The organism is Pseudomonas sp. 1912-s, assembly GCF_029269205.1.
Lineage (GTDB): Bacteria > Pseudomonadota > Gammaproteobacteria > Pseudomonadales > Pseudomonadaceae > Aquipseudomonas.
In genome coordinates this window covers 115,968-132,775 of the sequence record NZ_JARIXR010000012.1, presented here as the reverse complement: position 1 = coordinate 132,775, position 16,808 = coordinate 115,968, and the positions used below count along the sequence as shown (strand labels likewise).

The window sequence follows — 16,808 nt, the reverse complement described above, 5'->3', positions numbered from 1 at the left end:
WCCTTCGGCCTGGAGCTGTTCGTCACCGGTCAGATCACCCAAAAAACCTTGAGCCTTGCCGGCCACTTTCTCGACGGCACCTTTGACTTGTTCGCTTTTCATGATGGATTCCTTAAAGGGCATGACATCTCAACAGCACAGGACCCAAAGCCCTGTGCCCACCCTTCAAGGTTAAGCAGTGCACCCCCGTGCAATAAGGCGAATTTGCACCGGTCGCACTAGTGCATTTGCACTCTATTTCGGTTTTTTAACCCGCAATTCACCGGCAAACAGCCCGCGCTCACGGGCCCAGACGATGGCTGCACTACGGCTGTGCACCCCCAGTTTGGAGTACACCGTGGCCACATGGTTACGCACGGTGTTGGGCGCCAGTTTCAGGCGCGAGGCGATCTCCTTGTCGGCCAGGCCTTCGCAAATCAGGCCCAGTACATCGCGCTCCCGGGCGGTGAGGTCGGTAAAGGAAATGTTCGGCACGTTGGGGCTGTTGACGCTCTTGGCGTTGGCCAGTTTTTCAATCAGCGTCTGGCTGAACCACGAGGCGTCCTGCATCACTTCCTCGATCGCCGCCACCAGTTCCAGCTCGGAGCGTTTGCGCTCGGTGATGTTCATCAGCACCAGCAGGTAGCAGGGCACGTCCTGAATGCTGACCGTGTCGGCAGACAGCACGCAGTCGATCACCTCGCTGCCTTTCTTGCGGATCTTCAGGTCGAGGCCGTCGAGGTTGCCGGCTTTCTCCAGGGTGGTGAACAGTTGCGTACTCGCCTGGGGGCTGTCGATAAAGTCGATGTCTTCGATGGATTTACCGATCAGTTCTTCACTGATATAGCCGGTGATGTTCATGAAGGCTTCGTTGATGTCCACCACCTGCCGGTTGGCCGCGTTGCACACCAGGGTCGGCACGGGCGTCAGCCGGAATGACTTGGCAAAGCGTTCCTCACTCTGGCGCAGGGCAGTTTCGGCCTTGCGGCGGGGCTCAAGGTCGGTGAAGGAAAACAGCATGCAGTCTTCTTCGTTCATGTCCAGCGGCTGGCCGGCCACGATCACCAGTTTGCTGCCGCCTTCGGGCAGTTTCAGCTCGGCTTGCATCTGCGGGATGGTCGAACCTTCGCCCAGGCGCTTGACGGCAAGGTCCTTGTTTTCGGCCTGCTCCAACACGTCCAGTTCATACACCGAACGGCCGATTACCTGGTCACGGCTGTAGCCGGTCATCTCCAGAAAGCCCTGGTTGACCTTGATATAGCGCAGGTCGCTCAAGCGGCAGATCACCGCCGGGGCCGGGTTGGCATTGAAGGTTTTTTCGAAGCGTTGTTCGGCGCTGGCCCATTCGGTGGCGTCGCTCAGGATCAGCACCAGCAATTCCGGCTCGCCGGATGCGTCGGTGAGTACCAGGCTGCGCAGGCGGTGCACCCAGGTTTTTTCCTCGTCGCCGGTGGGGGTGACTTCCACCACCACGTCGCTGAATTCTTCACCGTCCGCCACCCGGCTCAGCGGGTAGTTCTCCAGCACCAGCGGGTGGTTGTTGCGATAACGCAAGGCAAAGCGGGCGGCGTATTCCTGGGTATTGGCACCCAACTCTTCAACTTTTTCCACGCCGTGCATCAGCAGCGCGGCTTCGTTGGCCCACAGGATGGTTTGGTCGACCTCGGCGAGAATCACTCCATCGGACAAGCCGGAGATGATCTGCTGCAGTTGGCGGCGGTTGGTTTCTTTGGCGAGGACGGCCTGGCTCATGGTTTCTCCAATATTGAGGGCACCTGCGCCCCCTGTAGGAGCTGGCTTGCCAGCGAAAAGCTCAACAGCAACGCGGACCTCCAGGATGTGCGCGTCATCGTTAACGACCATCGCTGGCAAGCCAGCTCCTACAGGGGAGCGGTTTCAGGCGCATAGGGAGTACGACACCTGAGGCTCAGGATAGTGCAGAGAAAGTACCCGGCGCGGGGTGCGAATGCACCAGTGCGCCTAGTGCAATTGTGCCGAGACCGCAGGGGAGGGCCTCGCCAAACTGAGCGCCTACTCACTGTTCAAAGGATCGATCATGACCACTGTCTATGAAACCAACCGTTCGCTGTTTCGTGTCTCCTGGGGCTCGGTATTGGCCGGTAGTGCAATTGCCCTGGTGACTTACCTGGTGCTGAGCGTGCTGGGCACCGCGATTGGCGCGAGTGCGGTGAACCCGATGGCAGCCGGTAACCCGCTGAGCGGTTTTGGTACCGGCGCCGGGATCTGGCTGTTTGTGTCTACCTTGCTGGCGATCGGCGCCGGTGCATTTGTAGCCGGGCGTACTGCGCCGGATCGCGGCGGCCTGCACGGCGTGCTGAGCTGGACCATCACCACCTTGTTGACCACCTGGCTGCTGGCAGCGCTGGCCACCAGCGTGGTGGGTGCTGCGGGGAATGTCGTGGGCAAAGGCCTGTCGGCGGCCGGTAGCGGTATCGCCGCCGTGGCGCCGGGCATCAGCGACAGCGTCAAGCAGCAGCTGGATGAGCAAGGTATCAAGCTGGACTGGAACAGCCTGCAAGGCCAGCTCGACACGCTGCTCAAGCAGAGCGGCAAGCCTGAGCTGGATCCGGCCAACGTCGAGCAAAAAGCCGACCAGGCAAGCGCCGACGGCAAGCAATCGGCCAACGATGCCGCGACTAACCCCACCCAGGCCGGTGATGAGCTGAAGCAATGGTTCGAACGGGTCAAGGCGTCCGGTGAGCCCGCGTTGAACGCAGCGGACAAGCAGGCGCTGGTCAACATCGTCGCCGCCCGTACCGGCAAGAGCCAGGCTGAAGCCACCCAGATCGTCGACAACTATGCCCAGGCTTATCAGCAGGCCATGCAGAAGGTTGAAGAACTGAAGCAACAGGCTGAACAGAAAGCCCGTGAAGCCGGCGAAGTGGCGGCCAAGCAACTGTCCCATGCGGCGTGGGGCACCTTGTTGATGTTGCTGCTGGGTGCGGCATTGAGCTTCGGCGTAGGTCGCCTGGCGATTTCCACCCGTCGTGTGCCGTTGGCCTGATCATGACTTGAGGTGCTTTATGGGGTGAGGGAGCAAGCTCCCTCACCCCAATGCTTGGCTGGCACCAAACATGCTAGTGTCAGCACTCCAACACCCACCGGCAGTGCATGGCGATGCGCGAAATCTACAGCGTCTTCAACTCCAACGGCGCCTATGAAACCGGGGCTCACGCCCATGACGAATTCATGCTGATGGTGCCCGAGCACGGCCTGTTGCGCTTCAAGGACGAGGACAGCGGACGCACCACCTCGGTGATCGACCGCCAGTTCGTCCTGGTGCCGCCGCAATGCAGCCATTCCTCCTCGTCACTCACCACCCGCCAGGGCCACGTAGCGTTCTACGTCGACCCCGACTACATGCACTACGCCTTGCGTGACCTCTCCGGTGACGCCAATCGGCTGCTCCGTGTGCCCACCCTGGGCATCTGGCAAACCTCTGCACCGTTGCACCATCTGCTCCTGGCGAAAAAAGCCTTCAGCCAACCCGACCTGTACGTCGACCGCCGCCGGCAAGTTGCCCAGGCCGATCACTTGCTGCTGCTCGAATGCCTGGCGATTTCCCTCAGCCAGCCGAGCCTGCAACGCTCCTCCACCGAGCGCCACGGCGCCATGCTGGTGCGTGACGTGAAGGCCTACGTGGAGGGCAATCTCGAACATGCGCCGGGGCTGGATGAGATCGCCGAAACGTTCCACATGTCCCGCCGTCACTTGACCCGGCTGTTCGCGCTGCACACCGGCGAGACGGTGCTGGCGTACGTCCAGCGCCTGCGCCTGGAGCGGGCCCAGACCCTGTTGCGGCACACGCGCATGTCGGTGCTGGAGATCGCCAATAACGTCGGCTATGAATCACCTTCCCACCTGGCCCATGTGTTCCGCCGGGTGCTGGGTGTGTCGCCGGATGAGTGGCGCCGCGGCTGAGCCCGTCACAACCCGGTCAACTGTGGGAGCTGGCTTGCCTGCGATAACATCAACTCGGTGCATCTGTCGAACCGAGTCGCCTGCATCGCAGGCAAGCCAGCTCCCACAGTTGATTTGGTTTCGTCAGTTGTAACCCCGGCTACTTGATGTCCCGATCCCGCGCATGATCCGGCCCGATCCCGTGCGCCACAAATTTGTCATCCGTTCATCCTCACCCCGTCAACAACAAACAAGTCCGGCCTACCGGACGAGGAGGGGCGGTGAGTGCAAAACCCTTTATCAGCTTCGCTGGGGTGCAGAAAAGCTTCAAAGTCGAGGGCCGCCAGTTTGTGGCCGTGCGCAATGTGACACTCCAGGTTCAACGGGGTGAAATCATCACCCTGGTGGGCCCTTCGGGCTGCGGCAAGTCCACCTTGCTCAACATGACCGCCGGGCTCTTTGGCCCCACTGAAGGCCAGGTGCATTACGACGGCGCCGAGGTCAAAGGCGTCAACACCCGGGTCGGCTACATGACCCAGGCCGACCACCTGCTGCCATGGCGCACCGTGGCCGGCAACATCGCCGTGCCGTTGCAAATCCGCCGCATGCCCAAGGCCCAGATCGACAGTCGTGTCGAGGAACTGATGGCGCTGGTAGGCCTCACCGGTTTCGGCGAAAGCTACCCCAACCAGCTTTCCGGCGGCATGCGCAAACGCGCGGCCATGGCGCGCTTGATGGCCAGCGATCCGGAAACCCTGTTGATGGACGAGCCCTTCGGCGCCCTTGATGCGCAGATGCGTTTGACCCTGCAAACCGAACTCTTGCGCCTGTGCCGCAAGCTCAACAAGACCGTGCTGTTTGTCACCCACGACGTCGACGAAGCCATCGCGCTGGCCGACCGTTGTGTGGTGTTCGCCGGCCGCCCCGGCACCGTCGACCATGTGCTCGATATTCCCCTGGCCGGCGAACGCAACCTCGTGCGGTTGCGCTCCGACCCACGCTACGTGGAACTCTGCGCCGCCCTCTGGAAACGCCTGGCGCCGGATGTGGCCGGTGCGGCGGATCCTTCCTCATTGGCCCACTCGCTGGAGGTCGTATGATCCAGGTCTATCGCTTGTTGTTCCTGGTGTTCCTGCTGGTGTTCTGGGAATGCGTGTCGCGCTGGTTCGGTGTGGAATTCTTCATCAGCCGGCCTTCGGCGGTGGCGCAAAGCTTGTGGAAAATCCTCATGAACGGGGTGTTTTTCTACCACGCCGGCATCACCACGCTGGAAGCGGTGCTGGGCTTCTTCTTCGGCTCCCTCGCTGGCTTGATCGCCGGTCTGGTGTTGGGCCGCGCCAAGCTCTTGGCCGACATCCTCGACCCGTTTCTGACCGCGTTCTACAGTTTGCCGAAAGTCGCGCTGGCACCACTGTTCATCCTCTGGTTCGGCATCGGTTTGCCGATGAAAGTCATCCTCACCGCCGCCGTGGTGTTCTTCCTGGTGTTCCTCAACACCTACAGCGGTGTGCGCAACGTCTCCCGCGAGCAACTGACCATCCTGCGCCTGATGGGCGCCAAGGAGCGCGACCTGTTGACCATGGTGGTGATCCCGTCGGCCTTCACCTGGGTGTTCACCGGCCTGCGCTTGTCGGTGCCCTACGCGCTGATCGGCGCGCTGGTGGGCGAGATCATCGCCGCCAACCGTGGCCTGGGTTACCTGCTCTCGGATGCCGCCTCGCAGTTCGACACCGCCGGTGTGTTTGCCGCGCTGGTGGGGATCATCGCCCTGGCGCTGATCCTGAACACCGCGGTGAAGCTGGCTGAACGCAGATTGATGCCGTGGAAAGCCAACGAAGCGGAACGTGAAGTCGCGGTTTAACCCCCAAAATCTGTGGAGCCTGATCATGTTGAAACCACTGTTCATCGCCAGCGTTTTACTCGCTTCATGCTTGCCCGCCGCACAGGCCCGGGACCTGACCAAAGTCACCCTGGCGTTCCCCAGCGAAGGCTTCCTCTACGTGCCGATCTACGTCGCGCAGAAGCAAGGTTACTTCGCCGATGAAGGCCTGAACGTCGACGTCATCGTGTTCCAGAAAGGCGGCTCGGCAGCACTCACCGCCGTGCTGGGGCGTGACGCCGATGCGTACGTCGGCTTGCCCGCCGTCGCGGTGCGTGCCCGTACCAAGGGCCAGGACGTCCAGGCGTTCGCCGCCGTGCAAACCCAGTTCGGCAGCACCGTGGTGATCGACGGGGCCTCGGCGCAAAAAGCCGGTGTGTCGGCCGCTTCATCCCTGGCGGCCCGCGCCCAGGCGCTCAAGGGCTTGAAGATCGGCGTCACCGGCCCCGGCAGCACCACCGACATGCTGGTGCGCTACCTGGCCAAGGACGCGGGCCTCAACCCGGACAAAGACTTCACCATCATGCCCATCGGTGGCGCGCCGAACATGCTCGCGGCGTTTTCCCAAGGCAGCATCAACGGCTTCTCGTTGTCGCCACCCACCATCACCACCGCTGAAAAACAGGGCGGCTTTGTGCTGATGGACCTGGCCAAGGGCGAATACAAACCCCTGGACGGCTTCCTCTTCACCGCGATGATTGCCCGCGAAGACTGGCTGGCCAACAACAAGGCCACCGCCGAGAAAATGGTCCGCGCCCTGTGGCGTGCCGAGCACCTGATTGCCAGCGACCCGGACAAGGCTCGCGAATCGGTACGCCCGTATTTCGCCAACACCGACGCCGCCATCTTCAACGCCGCCTGGACCGCCTCGTTGCCGTCCTACCCGGCGACGCCACGGATCGAGAAAGACGGTGTTGAGAAAAACATCCGCTTCATGAACGCGGTGGAGAGCGACCCGGTAAAACTCGACCCGCAGCAGGTCTACACCAACTCCATCGTCGACGCCGTAGCGCCGACTGTTTCCACCCTTCAGGGAGAGGCGAAATGACGCCCGAGGTTCACCTGGTCAATGTTTTTCCCGCCACTGCCCGTGGCGGCAACCCCGCGCCAACCGTGGCCGTGGCCGATGGCATGAGCGATGCCGACATGCAGCAAGTCGCCCGCGACTACGGCCATGAATGCGGCTTTGTATTTGCCCCGCCGGCCGGCAGCGAGTTTGATTTTGCCTTGCGCTTCTGGGTGCCCAACCACGAGATGGAAATGTGCGGGCACGCCACTGTGGGTGCGGTGTGGCTGCTGGATCAATTGGGCATGCTGCACAAGGATCGCCTGACGTTATCGACACTGAGCGGTCGGGTGGATGCGCGGATCACCGCTGCGGGCACCCCGGATATCCAGGTGGAAATCAGCCAGCCCAAGGGCCAGGTCGAGGCGTTGAACGATGCCGAAGTCGAGGCCGAGATTCTGTCGGTACTCGGCATCACCTCCAACGAACTGGCACCGCTGCCGATCCAGAACGCCTGCACCAGCCGGGTGAAAACCCTGATCGCGCTGAAAAGCGTAGCGGTACTGGACAGCCTGAAACCGGACTACCGGCGAATGCAGCAACTGTGCGAGCGCCTTGGTTCCACCGGTTTGTACCCGTACGCGCCCTCGGACCTGGAAGGGCGACAGTTCGATGCGCGGCAATTTCCCAAGTCCTCGGGCTACCCGGAAGACGCCGCCACCGGCATCGCCGCCGCGGCGTTGGCGTTTGGTTTGCTGCACAACGGCCTGGTGACGGCGGATGAACGCCCGGTGCATATTCGCCAGGGGCGGGCCATGGGCCGGCCTTCGCAAATCTCCCTGCGGTTTCGCCGGGATGAGGCGGGGCAAGTGGCGGGCTGCTGGCTGGGCGGGCATGTGGAATTTGTCGAGGAACCGGCATGAGCGTGCACGAAAAACTAAAGGCGCTGGGCCTGGAACTGCCTGAGGCACCGAGCCCCAAGGGCGACTACGTGCCGGTGACGATTCATGGCGGCGTGGCGTATGTCAGCGGGCAGGTTTGTCGACAGGGTGACCACGTGATCACCGGGCCGGTGACGGACCAGACGCTGCCTTCGTTGGTTAACGAAGCGGGGCAGACGTGCGTGCTGCGGGCGTTGAGCGTGCTGGACCAGGCGGTAGGGCTGGAGAACGTTGAGCGCATCCTGTTTGTACGCGGGTTTGTGTTGGGCGGGGAAGGTTTCCAGGGGTTCTCCAAAGTAGTCGACGGCGCGTCGCGCCTGTTGATCGAGTTGTTTGGCGAACGCGGCCGGCACGCGCGCTCGGCGGTGGGCGTGGCCGGGCTGCCGGGCAACGGCCTGCTTGAACTGGAACTGACGGCAGTCGTTACCTGATAACCACCCGACCCCATGTGGCGAGGGAGCTTGCTCCCGCTGGGCTGCGCCGCAGTCCCAAAACCGGTAAACGCAACGCCCCAGGCATACCGCGCCCACCGGATGGGGAGCGCTTTGCACTCCAGCGGGAGCAAGCTCCCTCGCCACAGAAATAGACTCGCTTTGACCTCTACAGCAACCCCGACGAACGAGTAAACTGCCCGCCTTTTATCCTCACGACGAGACGGTGGGCTTTTGAACGCAGGAAAAACCGCAGGGCTGTTGCTACTTGCTGCCTTATTGGCCGGCTGCGGCACCTCGCCACCCCGCACCCCCAACGACATCTGCGGCATCTTTCGCGAAAAAGACGATTGGTACGACGCCGCCAAGGTGACCCAGGCGCGCTGGGGCGTGCCGATCCAGGTACCGTTCGCCATCATGTACCAGGAGTCAGGCTTTCGACAGGACGCCAAGACCCCGCGTAAGTACCTGTTGTGGATCATCCCCTGGGGCCGCGTGTCTACTGCCTCCGGCTATGCCCAGGCCAAGGATGAAGTGTGGAGCGACTACCAGAAAAGCACCGGTCGTACTGGCGCCAGCCGACAGGACTTTGACGACGCCATCGATTTTGTCGGCTGGTACATGGACAAGACCTACACCATCAACGGCGTGTACAAATACGATGCCTACGGCCAATACCTGAACTACCACGAAGGCTGGGGCGGTTATCGTCAGCGCACCTATGCGAGCAAAGCCTGGCTGATGCCGGTGGCCGGCAAGGTGCAGGCGCGTTCGCAGATGTATGCGGCGCAATATGCGGGCTGCAAGAACGATTTGGGACGGGGTTTCTGGAGCCGGTTCTGGCATTGGCTGTGACTATGTATAGCGAGAAAACACCATGAGCAACGAACTGCAAATCACCGACATCCGCCTCGGCGACGGCAAAGCCGTGGTCAAGGGCGCCCTGATCACCACCCAATACACCGGCACCCTCGAAGACGGCACGGTGTTCGATTCCTCATGGGAGCGCGGCAAGCCGTTTCAATGCGTGATCGGTACCGGCCGCGTTATCAAAGGCTGGGACCAAGGCCTGATGGGCATGAAAGTTGGCGGCATTCGCACGTTGTTTGTGCCGGCGCACCTGGCTTACGGTGAGCGGTCGATGGGCGCGCATATCACGCCCAACAGCAATCTGCGGTTTGAGATCGAGTTGCTGGAAGTACTCACACGGGATGATTGAGGAGCGATGAACATGGAGGTTGTTGAAACAGTGGAGTTGCCGCGCAGTTCGATAGCGGGCATTCGGGTGGTGGAGCTGACCCTTGAGGATGAGGCCGAGCTGCAGCGCTTTTTCGAGGCGGCGCCGGAGTATTTCCTTGCAGTGAATGGTGAACCTGCCACGCCCACGGAGGCACGGGATGAGTTGACGCTTCAGTTGCCTGACACCTGGAGCTACACGCGGATGTACTGGATTGGCTACCGCGATGCTGAAGGGCAACTGGTGGCGGTGGTGAATGTGGCGTCTGATCTGCTGGCGGTTGGGGTGTGGCATATCGGGCTGTTGTTGGTGGCCACGCCGTTGCACGGCAGCGGGTTTGCGCACCAGTTGCATGCGGATTTCCAGGCATGGGTGGTGAGCCTTGGGGCGCGCTGGTTGCGGCTGACGGTGGTGGTGGGGAATGCCAAGGCCGAGCGCTTTTGGCCCAGGCTTGGGTATGTTCAGGTGCGTACCCGGGATGGGGTAGAGATGGGGCGGCAGGTGAATCGGGTTTCCATTCAGGTGAAGCCTCTGGAGGGAGGGCAGGTTGACGAGTACCTGTCGCTGGTCGCCCGTGATCGACCCGGGGCGATATAGACAGTCCACCCGTAATTTTCAGGTGTACACCTCCAGTGTGGGAGCTGGCTTGCCTGCGATGGCGGTGGTTCAGTGATGAATCGGCTGGCTGACACTCCGCCATCGCAGGCAAGCCAGCTCCCACATTTCATTGGTGCCATGTTCAATATCTTTGCTTGAAGACCCACCTGAACCCTCCCTGAAGAACCTTCCCAAACCCATTGGGTAAATTTTCCTACGGTTTACTCTCCTGAAATCAGGGCGTAAGCTTCGCGCGTTTTCATCAATAGCGGAGACCCTCAGTGGGTACTTGTTCGAGTGACAGTCGTCGGCCGGTCTCGATAACCGGCACATACTTGGCAAGATAACGCGCATTTTTCCGATGCCGTTGTCTCGCCCAACAGCGAGAAGCGGCATCCCGGTGGCGGCCTGTCCTGGCCCGATCCCGAATTCCCTCTCATCGACGCTTGACGGTACGTGATGCCTTGCATCGCGGTACCACGGACGCGCCTGTCTGCTGACCCAGACGCTGAAGGTTTCTATATCCGCAAGTTTGGCTCGTAATGAATAGGGAAGACGCCTATGCAAGCAATCAACAACATCAACCTCAACTCGCTGGTCGACACGCTGGTCAGCCTCACCGCGGCCTTCATTCTCGGTGGGCTGATTGGTTTCGAACGCCAGTACCGCCAGCGCACAGCGGGCTTGCGCACCAACGTGCTGGTGGCGGTGGGTGCGGCGATTTTCGTCGACATGGCCAACCGCCTGGGCGGCGCCGAAGGGGCGGTGCGGGTCGTGGCCTACGTGGTCTCGGGCATCGGTTTTCTCGGCGCCGGCGTGATCATGCGGGAAGAAGGCAATGTGCGCGGGCTCAATACCGCTGCTACGCTCTGGGCCTCGGCGGCGGTGGGCGCCTGTGCCGGTGCCGACCTGATCCTGGAAGCGCTGCTGGGCACGCTGTTTGTGCTGGCGGCCAATACCTTGCTGCGACCGATCGTCAATAACATCAACCGTCAGCCATTGGACGTGGTGTCGGCCGAGGTGACCAACATTCTGTACGTGGTGGCCCGGCGTACCCAGCAAAAGGCGGTATTGGCCTTGCTCGAAGCCGAACTTGCACGCTGCAACTACCCGGCCAGTGACGTGGACGTGCGCCCCTTCGGTCCTGAAGAGGTGGAAATCGAGGCGACGCTGGCCGTGACCTCGGTAGACGGTGATGAACTGGACGCCCTGGTGGCGCGTATTTCCACCTCGACCCTGGTGGTACAGGCGTTCTGGAGCCCGAGTACCACCGACTAGGTCGCTTCTGCTCCCTGGGCGCCCGCTGTTTACTATGCTTCTAGTGAGGAAAAGTCCTACATCTGTCTGGGACTATCCCTTCAGTTGTTGCGTCATTCCATTGGTAAGGTTGCGCGCTTGCGACTAGCCAGGCACGCAGGTGCCACTACCCATGGCCAGGCGTTTTTCAAGTGAAGGGACCCGGCTATTGTTTGTAGGAATGTTCAGCTCCGTTCGTCGGAACTGGTATTTCTCACAGGTAGATAGGTCCCGTGTGATGTGTAACGGTACTGAATCCTCCCGGGGGAGCCCTATGAGCAAAGCTTTAATCGTGGATGACCATCCATTTATCCGCGCCACCGTGCGGTTTCTGTTGAAACAGGAAGGTTTCGATACGATCTACGAGGCCGGTAACGGCGCCGACGCCATGCAGATTGCCAGGGAGGAGCGCCCGGAACTGATCATCCTCGACCTGGCCATGCCGAAGCTGGGTGGCCTGGAGGTGATCAGCCGGATCAAGGCGCTGGGCCTGCCCTGCAAAATCCTGGTGCTGACGTCCTACCTTGCGGTGTTTTTTTCCACCCGTTGCATGCGCGCCGGTGCGATGGGGTTTGTCGCCAAGACCGGCGAGCTGGATGAGCTGCAAAAAGCGATCAAGGCTGTGATGTCCAACTACAGCTGCTTTCCCAGCTTGCCCACCAGCTCGGTGCGCCGGGACGATTTACAGTCCACTGAACAGGACCTGGTGGCGGAGCTTTCCGACCGCGAGTTGACCGTGCTGCAGAAGCTCGCGCTGGGGCTGGGCAACAAGGAAATCGCCGAAGACATGCTGCTCAGCCACAAGACCATCAGCACCTATAAAACCCGCCTGAAGGAGAAGCTGAGAATGTCGTCCGTGGTGCATTTATCCAAGTTCGCCCAGCGCAATCATCTGATCTGAAATGACCATACTCCGGGGCCTGTGGCTCAGTGCAAGCATATTGCTGGGCCTGCTCTGTATACACAGCCCGGCCCTGGGTGAGCCTCGGCCTCTGTTTCTGTTGGGGCACTCTCTCCTCGAAACCCCGGCAGCCGCGCTGGATGAAGCTGACTGGCGCTGGTTGCGCGAGCGCCGCCGCTTGTTGATGGGGATCTCGGGGCCCGATTACGCGCCGTTCGAGCTGAGCAGCAACGACGAGCTTGAGGGGATCACGGCGGATTACGCGGCGCTGATCGGCGATGCGTTGAATGTCAGGATCGAAGTGCGTCGCTACGACAATCGCGATGAGGTCATCACTGCGCTCAAGCGTGGCGAGGTGGACTTTGTGGGGTCGGCCAACGGTTACGAAGCGGCAGACCCGCAGCTTGCGCTGTCGCGCTCCTACGCCATGGATCAACCGACCCTGGTCACCCGTTCCGGCGACAGCCAATCCCTGAGTGCGGACCTCGCCGGCAAGCGTGTGGCGATGTTCTATCACTATATGCAGCCGGGTGCGGTCCAGGCGTTTTACCCCCATGCCCGGATACAGCTGTTTCCCTCGAGTTTCGAGGCCATCGGTGCCGTGGCGTTCGGCCAGGCTGATGTCTACCTGGGCGACGCTATCAGCACCAATTACCTGATCAACCGCAACCACTTGAACAACGTTCGGATGGCTGACTTCTCGTCACTGGAAGTCAACCCGTTCGGCTTTGCATTTGCCCGGGACAACAGCCGCCTGCTGCGTATCGTCAATGGTGCACTGGCCGTCATTCCGGCCAGTGAGCAGATGGAAATCCTGCGGCGTTGGAGTGCCGGCAATCTAGGGGTCCTGGGGTCGGACCGGATGCGCTTGAGTGCCAGTGAGCAGCGTTGGCTGGAGCGGCACCCACGGATTAAGGTGGCGGTGCTCGACAAGTTCCTGCCCATTTCATTTCTCGGCAAACAGGCAGAGTTTGAAGGCCTGAGCGCCGAGGTATTGGCCCGCATCAGCTTGCGCACCGGGTTGAAATTCGACGTGGTCGCCGGCACCTCATTGCCCCAGCAGCTTGATAAGGTCAGTGCGGGCGCCGCAGACATGATTGCAGTGGTGACCCCCGGCAATGAGCACGCCGATAAGGTGCGCATTACCCGGCCTTACCTGATCAACCCGTATGTACTGGTCAGTCGTACCGACGCCGGCAACCCGCTCACCCTGGAAGACATGGCCGGCAGGCGCCTGGCATTGCTGGGTGGCAATAGCCAACAGGAAAGCATCGCCCGGGACTATCCCACCATCAAGTTTGTGCCCGCCGAGAACCCCGAACAGAGCATGGCGCTGGTGGCCAACGGCAGTGCCGATGCCGCTGTCATTACGCTGATCGGTGCGCGCTACATCATCGCCCGCGAGTACCGTGACCGTTTACGGGTGACCAGCACCATCGGCTCCGAACCGGCCCGCATCGCATTTGGTGTCAACCGCAGCCAATTGGAGCTGTATTCGATCCTCGACAAGGCGCTGCTGAGCATCACGCCACAGGAAATGGATGATTTGACTGGCCACTGGCGCAGCGAAGTCGTGATTGAGGACAGCTATTGGTCGCGCCACCGCAATGCGATCATCCAGGGCTTCGGCCTGGCGGCGTTGCTGCTGCTGATCACCCTGGGCTGGGCAATTTATCTGCGCCGCCTGATACGCAAGCGGGCCCAGGCCGAGCGTGCGCTGAGTGACCAGATGCGGTTTATGAGCGCGTTGATCGATGGCACGCCCCATCCGATTTACGTGCGTGATCGCCTGGGACGGTTGATGGCATGCAACAGTGCTTATCTTGATGTGTTCGGTTTCAAGCTGGAGGACGTGGTGGGCAAAACGGTGGTCGAGACCGACACCGGCAACCGCCCTCAGGCGCAGTCGTTTCATGAGGACTACCTGCGGTTGATGGAGCGGGGCGAGCCGCAGATTCACGACCGTGTGCTCAAGGTGCCGGGCGGCACGGCCCTGACGATTTACCACTGGATGCTGCCGTACCGCGACGGTGATGAGCAGGTGGTGGGCATGATCGCCGGATGGGTGGATGTCAGCGAAAGGCAGCACCTGCTGGGCCAGTTGCAGGAGGCCAAGGAGGACGCCGACGCCGCCAACCGTGCCAAGACCACCTTCCTTGCAACCATGAGCCATGAGATACGCACGCCCATGAACGCTGTGATCGGCATGCTCGAACTGGCCTTGAAAGCCGCCGAACAGGGGCGGGCCGACCACGATGCGCTGGAGGTGGCCGCCGATGCGTCGCGGGGCATGCTGGAGTTGATCGGCGATATCCTCGATATCGCACGCATTGAGTCAGGCCACCTGTCCCTGGCCATGGAGTCGTCGAACCTGCATGAGTTGCTGACGTCTGTGGCGCGGGTGTTCGATGGCCTGGCGCGGGCCAAGGGGCTGGTACTGCAGGTGGAACTCGACCCGCTGATTGATCGATATGTGCTGGTGGACCCGATGCGTTTCAAGCAGGTGGTGTCGAACCTGCTGAGCAACGCCATCAAGTTCACCCCCCAGGGCCAGGTGAAGCTGGGCGCTTCCGGTTCGTCGGCGATTGCCAACGGGTACTTGAACCTCAGGCTGTGGGTGGAAGACACCGGCATCGGCATCAGTGTCGAAGACCAGAAACGCCTGTTCAATCCGTTTATCCAGGGCAGCAACACCGCGCAATCTGCGCGCAGTGGCTCGGGCCTGGGCCTGGTCATCAGCCGCAACCTGTGCGAGATGATGGGGGGCGAGTTGCAGTTGAGCAGCCTGCTGGGGCAGGGCACGCGGGTGGACGTCACCCTGGCACTGGCGGTCGCCGACCCGGCGTTGATGCCGGCCGTCTCCGTGGCCCTGGAAACCCCTCCGGCCAACGCGCTGAGCATTCTGGTGGTGGATGACTACCCCGCCAACCGCCTACTGCTGGCCCGGCAGTTGAGTTTTCTGGGGCATCGAATCACCACCGCCGAAGATGGCGTCGAGGGGCTTGAGCGCTGGTTGTCGGGTCAGTTTGACGGGGTGATTACCGACTGCAACATGCCGTTCAAGGACGGCTACGAACTGGCACGGGATATCCGCACCCTGGAGCGCGAGCGTGGTCTGGCGCCGTGCCTGCTGCTGGGGTTTACCGCTAACGCTCAGCCGGAGGAGGTCGAGCGGTGCCGCCAGGCCGGCATGGACGGCTGCCTGTTCAAGCCCTCGGGGCTAGAGGATTTGCACGCGGCCCTGGCGTCGCGCACGGCGACGCCTTCGGTGGCCCCGGGTGAGGCGTTATCGGGTGTGGACTTGAGCCATCTGGAGAAATTGACCGGGGGCGATATCGACGCGGTCAAAGAACTGCTGGTGCCGCTGCTCGACAGCCTTGAGGCGGACCACGGGCAACTGGCGACATTACAAAAAACCGCAGACTTTGCCCGCCTGCATGACCTCGCCCATCGCACCAAGGGTGGCGCAAGGATGGTCAAGGCCCCGGCCTTGATGGACTGCTGTGAGCAACTGGAAAAGGTCTGCGAGCGACAGGCCCATGACGAACTGGCCGGCGCTGTCGCCGCGGTGGACGACGCGCTGGGGCAGTTGCATCACACGCTGTCGCTCTATTGCAACCCGCCCGGGGTTTAGTCCCAGTTCGGCGCGATGCCTTTGGGGCTGGTCAGGCGATGGCCGCGCTCCAGGCCTGCGATCTGCGCCATGTCGGCGTCAGTCAAGGTCAGGTCCAGCGCCTTGAGGTTGCTGGCAAGGTTGGCGCGTTTGGTCGACGATGGAATCACGGCGTAGCCCAGTTGCATGGCCCAGGCCAGGGTCACTTGCGCCGGGGTGGCTTGATGACGTTCGGCGATCTGCTGGATCACCGGGTCTTTCAGCACTTCGCCGTAGGCCAGGGTCATGTAGGAGGTGATCTGGATGCCCTGGGCCTTGGCAAAATCCACCACCGTGCGGTTTTGCAGGTACGGGTGCAATTCGATCTGGTTGGTCGCGATATGCTCGGCACCGACGGCGGCAATCGCCTGCTTCATCAGGTCGACGGTGAAGTTGGAAATGCCGATCTGCCGGGTCAGGCCCTGGCGCTTGGCTTCCAGCAACTGGCCCATGAATTCGGCGACCGGCACCTGGTCTTCCGGCGATGGCCAGTGGATCAGGGTCAGGTCCAGGTAATCGGTCTGGAGTTTGCGCAGGCTTTCCTTGAGGCTGGGAATCAACTGGCCTTCGGCGAAGTTGGCGATCCAGATTTTGCTGGTGATAAACAGCTCGTCCCGTGGGATGCCGCTGTCGGCAATGGCCTGGCCGACATCGGCTTCGTTTTCGTAGATTTGCGCGGTGTCGATGACACGGTAGCCCAGCTCGAGGCCGGTGCTGACGGAGTCGATGACGACCTGGCCTTGCAGGCGGAACGTGCCGAGGCCGAATGCGGGAATGGACATGGGTGACTCCTGAAGTGATGTGAACAATGGAGTCGAGTATCGGCTCCTCGTTCCTTCAGAAAAACCGCTGAATCCGAAAAGGACTCTTTACCAAAAGTCATGAGTGGTGAAGAGCAAAAGCAAACACGGCCCGATGTAGGGGCTGGCTTGCCGGCGGTGCAGGCGACCCGGTCTTTCAGATACACC

General features: G+C 61.5%; 15 protein-coding genes. 13 read left to right on the top strand and 2 right to left on the bottom strand.

Annotated features, from left to right (window positions below):
- Positions 1-234 precede the first annotated feature (234 nt).
- On the bottom strand, positions 235-1,731 hold the full coding sequence (locus P3C29_RS17325; RefSeq protein WP_275965011.1) for a helix-turn-helix transcriptional regulator: 1,497 nt from the start codon (positions 1,729-1,731) through the stop codon (positions 235-237).
- Positions 1,732-2,035: 304 nt separating this feature from the next.
- Between P3C29_RS17325 and P3C29_RS17320 the strand changes: the two genes are divergently transcribed.
- The 13 genes from P3C29_RS17320 to P3C29_RS17260 all read left to right on the top strand — a co-directional run bounded on the left by P3C29_RS17320 (position 2,036) and on the right by P3C29_RS17260 (position 15,822).
- Positions 2,036-3,004: a hypothetical protein gene (locus P3C29_RS17320; protein WP_010172230.1), complete on the top strand. Its 969-nt coding sequence runs from the start codon at positions 2,036-2,038 to the stop codon at positions 3,002-3,004.
- A gap of 113 nt (positions 3,005-3,117) precedes the next feature.
- Positions 3,118-3,921, top strand: coding sequence for an AraC family transcriptional regulator (locus P3C29_RS17315; protein WP_010172228.1), 804 nt, complete (start codon positions 3,118-3,120; stop codon positions 3,919-3,921).
- Positions 3,922-4,181: 260 nt separating this feature from the next.
- A complete protein-coding gene (locus P3C29_RS17310; RefSeq protein WP_275965010.1) occupies positions 4,182-5,000 on the top strand; it encodes an ABC transporter ATP-binding protein in 819 nt (272 codons plus the stop codon).
- Entirely contained in the window at positions 4,997-5,761 is a 765-nt protein-coding gene (locus P3C29_RS17305; RefSeq protein WP_010172223.1) for an ABC transporter permease, read from the top strand. The genes P3C29_RS17310 and P3C29_RS17305 overlap by 4 nt, the downstream gene beginning before the upstream one ends.
- Before the next feature lie 25 nt (positions 5,762-5,786).
- Positions 5,787-6,827, top strand: a complete 1,041-nt coding sequence (locus tag P3C29_RS17300; protein ID WP_275965009.1) for an ABC transporter substrate-binding protein — start codon at positions 5,787-5,789, stop codon at positions 6,825-6,827.
- Positions 6,824-7,708: a PhzF family phenazine biosynthesis isomerase gene (locus P3C29_RS17295; protein WP_169388953.1), complete on the top strand. Its 885-nt coding sequence runs from the start codon at positions 6,824-6,826 to the stop codon at positions 7,706-7,708. The genes P3C29_RS17300 and P3C29_RS17295 overlap by 4 nt, the downstream gene beginning before the upstream one ends.
- Complete coding sequence (locus tag P3C29_RS17290; RefSeq protein ID WP_201124623.1) at positions 7,705-8,157, top strand: RidA family protein; 453 nt, start codon at positions 7,705-7,707, stop codon at positions 8,155-8,157. Before P3C29_RS17295 ends, P3C29_RS17290 begins: the two co-directional genes overlap by 4 nt.
- Positions 8,158-8,391: 234 nt before the next feature.
- Positions 8,392-9,012 (top strand): hypothetical protein, encoded by a 621-nt coding sequence (locus P3C29_RS17285; protein WP_169388951.1) that lies wholly within the window; start codon positions 8,392-8,394, stop codon positions 9,010-9,012.
- Positions 9,013-9,034: 22 nt separating this feature from the next.
- Positions 9,035-9,376: an FKBP-type peptidyl-prolyl cis-trans isomerase gene (locus P3C29_RS17280; protein WP_010172207.1), complete on the top strand. Its 342-nt coding sequence runs from the start codon at positions 9,035-9,037 to the stop codon at positions 9,374-9,376.
- 12 nt (positions 9,377-9,388) lie between these two features.
- Positions 9,389-9,991, top strand: coding sequence for a GNAT family N-acetyltransferase (locus tag P3C29_RS17275; RefSeq protein WP_201124619.1), 603 nt, complete (start codon positions 9,389-9,391; stop codon positions 9,989-9,991).
- Positions 9,992-10,552: 561 nt separating this feature from the next.
- Positions 10,553-11,269 carry an MgtC/SapB family protein gene (locus P3C29_RS17270; RefSeq protein WP_010172203.1) on the top strand — a complete coding sequence of 239 codons (717 nt, stop codon included), beginning with the start codon at positions 10,553-10,555 and terminating at the stop codon, positions 11,267-11,269.
- Between the two features lie 292 nt (positions 11,270-11,561).
- Positions 11,562-12,188 (top strand): response regulator transcription factor, encoded by a 627-nt coding sequence (locus tag P3C29_RS17265; protein ID WP_010172201.1) that lies wholly within the window; start codon positions 11,562-11,564, stop codon positions 12,186-12,188.
- 1 nt (position 12,189) lies between these two features.
- Complete coding sequence (locus P3C29_RS17260) at positions 12,190-15,822, top strand: transporter substrate-binding domain-containing protein (RefSeq protein WP_275965008.1); 3,633 nt, start codon at positions 12,190-12,192, stop codon at positions 15,820-15,822.
- Here P3C29_RS17260 and dkgB read toward each other — a convergent pair.
- Positions 15,819-16,622, bottom strand: a complete 804-nt coding sequence (dkgB, locus tag P3C29_RS17255; protein ID WP_275965007.1) for a 2,5-didehydrogluconate reductase DkgB — start codon at positions 16,620-16,622, stop codon at positions 15,819-15,821. The genes P3C29_RS17260 and dkgB overlap by 4 nt on opposite strands.
- Between the last annotated feature and the right edge of the window lie 186 nt (positions 16,623-16,808).

Coding starts and splice junctions, on each gene's coding strand:
- P3C29_RS17325 (WP_275965011.1), bottom strand. CDS start 1,731: ATGAGCCAGGCCGTCCTCGCCAAAGAAACCAACCGCCGCCAACTGCAG.
- P3C29_RS17320 (WP_010172230.1), top strand. CDS start 2,036: ATGACCACTGTCTATGAAACCAACCGTTCGCTGTTTCGTGTCTCCTGG.
- P3C29_RS17315 (WP_010172228.1), top strand. CDS start 3,118: ATGCGCGAAATCTACAGCGTCTTCAACTCCAACGGCGCCTATGAAACC.
- P3C29_RS17305 (WP_010172223.1), top strand. CDS start 4,997: ATGATCCAGGTCTATCGCTTGTTGTTCCTGGTGTTCCTGCTGGTGTTC.
- P3C29_RS17300 (WP_275965009.1), top strand. CDS start 5,787: ATGTTGAAACCACTGTTCATCGCCAGCGTTTTACTCGCTTCATGCTTG.
- P3C29_RS17295 (WP_169388953.1), top strand. CDS start 6,824: ATGACGCCCGAGGTTCACCTGGTCAATGTTTTTCCCGCCACTGCCCGT.
- P3C29_RS17290 (WP_201124623.1), top strand. CDS start 7,705: ATGAGCGTGCACGAAAAACTAAAGGCGCTGGGCCTGGAACTGCCTGAG.
- P3C29_RS17280 (WP_010172207.1), top strand. CDS start 9,035: ATGAGCAACGAACTGCAAATCACCGACATCCGCCTCGGCGACGGCAAA.
- P3C29_RS17275 (WP_201124619.1), top strand. CDS start 9,389: ATGGAGGTTGTTGAAACAGTGGAGTTGCCGCGCAGTTCGATAGCGGGC.
- P3C29_RS17270 (WP_010172203.1), top strand. CDS start 10,553: ATGCAAGCAATCAACAACATCAACCTCAACTCGCTGGTCGACACGCTG.
- P3C29_RS17265 (WP_010172201.1), top strand. CDS start 11,562: ATGAGCAAAGCTTTAATCGTGGATGACCATCCATTTATCCGCGCCACC.
- P3C29_RS17260 (WP_275965008.1), top strand. CDS start 12,190: ATGACCATACTCCGGGGCCTGTGGCTCAGTGCAAGCATATTGCTGGGC.
- dkgB (WP_275965007.1), bottom strand. CDS start 16,622: ATGTCCATTCCCGCATTCGGCCTCGGCACGTTCCGCCTGCAAGGCCAG.